Source organism: Polaromonas sp. P1_G2 (assembly GCF_056405515.1).
The window spans coordinates 1-1257 of the sequence record NZ_JBFUBY010000507.1; the positions used below are offsets into that span (position 1 = coordinate 1).

Consider the following 1257-nt stretch of genomic DNA (forward strand, 5'->3'; position numbering starts at 1 on the left):
GGCTGTACCAGAGCAGCGCATCAAAGAGCACCAGCGCGACCGCCGCGGCGCGCAGCGGCCAGCCGGCGTCGGGCGGCACCAGCAGCACGAAGATGCTGCCGAAGTACGCCAGCGACTTTGGGTTCAGCAGGCCGGTGGCAACACCGCGCAGCAGCGCCTTGTGTGCCGGCTGTGCCTCGCGTCCGGAAATCGTCACCGTGGGTTTGGGCCCCGCGTGCGAGCGCCACAAGCGGACGGCAATATACAAAAGGTAGGCCGCGCCGGCGATCCGGCTCGCCGTCTGCAGCGACGGCACAAGCTCGAAGACCGCCGTCAGGCCCGTGACCGCGACCAGCGCCCACATCGCGCCTGCGGAGGCCAGGCCGACAGCGATCAGCAATGCGCCGCGCCGGTCTCGCTCGGCGGCCGCGTGCACGACCAGCAGGATGTTCGGGCCGGGACTGACGATGGCCAGGCTGTCGATCACGAACAGCGAGAGCAGGACGAGCGCGGTATCCATCAATGCATCACCTTCCTTGTTGGGGCTGAGGATGGCATCGAATATGGTGCCGTTCAAGAGCCATAATTCTGAAATTTACAGGGACCAGAATACGCATGGAATTCAACATCGACATGCCGGCGGCCGGGTCCCGGGACCGCTTCGCCGCCCTGCACCGCCAGATCCGGGCCGCGATCATCGACGGCCGACTGGCCGCGGGCCTGCGCCTGCCTACCACGCGCGAACTCTCAGCCAGGCTCGGTGTGTCGCGCAACACCGTGGTTGCCGCCTACGAACAGCTGGCGAGCGAAGGTTATCTGCTGTCCCGCCAGCGCGCGGGCACCTTTGTCGCGGCCGKGGTGCCGGCGCGCGGCCCCGCAGCGCAGCCCTCCGACTCACCTGCCCTGGCTTGGGCCGACCTGCCCGACGCCTGGCAAAAGGTGACGCCGTGGTCCACCGAGGCCATGTCCACCGGGCCGCGTTTCGACTTCAGGGTCGGCTTGCCGGACCACTCACAGCTGCCCTGGGACACCTGGCGCCGCCTCTGCGCCCGCGCCCAGCACGACTTCGCGCGTGCGCCCCGGGCCTATACCGATCCCGCCGGCGACCCCCTGCTGCGCGAAGCGATAGCCGTCCATGTGTCCCTGTCGCGCGCGGTGGCCTGCAGCGCCGGCGACGTGTTTATCACCTCGGGCGCACAGCATGCCTTCGCCCTGCTGGCCGACGTGCTCGTCACGCCGCAGGCCACGGTGGTGGCCGTCGAGGACCCGGGCTATGCG

2 protein-coding genes are annotated in these 1257 nt (G+C 69.2%); one reads left to right on the plus strand and one right to left on the minus strand.

The genetic code is table 11. The features are described 5' to 3' along the window. A partial coding sequence (locus tag AC1D0P_RS25740; RefSeq protein ID WP_477679320.1) for a LysE family translocator occupies positions 1–556 on the minus strand: 556 nt, incomplete at its 3' end. A gap of 38 nt (positions 557–594) precedes the next feature. Here AC1D0P_RS25740 and AC1D0P_RS25745 point away from each other — a divergent pair. Then, positions 595–1257: GntR family transcriptional regulator (locus AC1D0P_RS25745; protein ID WP_477679321.1), on the plus strand; the 663-nt coding region annotated here is incomplete at its 3' end.